Origin of the sequence: Pseudomonas sp. 22515, from assembly GCF_052044625.1 — a bacterium.
GTDB lineage: Bacteria > Pseudomonadota > Gammaproteobacteria > Pseudomonadales > Pseudomonadaceae > Aquipseudomonas > Aquipseudomonas alloputida.
Window position 1 is genome coordinate 1 of record NZ_JBQENN010000090.1, and the last position, 328, is coordinate 328.

The 328-nt window shown below is 67.4% G+C and carries 1 protein-coding gene; it reads right to left on the minus strand.

Annotated features, from left to right (window positions below; translation table 11 throughout):
* The coding region (locus tag ACTJJN_RS27070) for an Ig-like domain-containing protein (RefSeq protein WP_440781808.1) at positions 1-328 on the minus strand (328 nt) is incomplete at both ends.

Sequence of the window (328 nt, forward strand, 5' to 3'; positions counted from 1 at the left end):
CCGGTTGGGATACGTTGCCGGCGGCATCGGTGAGGGTGACTTGCAAGGTGCTGCCGTCGTTCACGGCAGGATTCAGGGTGGCGGTGAAGGTGCCATCCGCGGCGACGGTACCGGTCGCGAGGATGTTGCCGGCCGCGTCACGCACCTGCACGGTAGTGCCGGCTTCGCCTCGACCACTGAGCTGGCTGCCGGCAAGGCCGATCACCAGATTGGTCGGTGCTTCAGGCGGGGTGGTATCGCCGCCGTCAATGTCCGGCGCGGTAAGGTTACTGGCGGTGGAGGCGTTGCCTGCCGCGTCGGTGGCCGTCACCTGCAGCACTTCACCGTC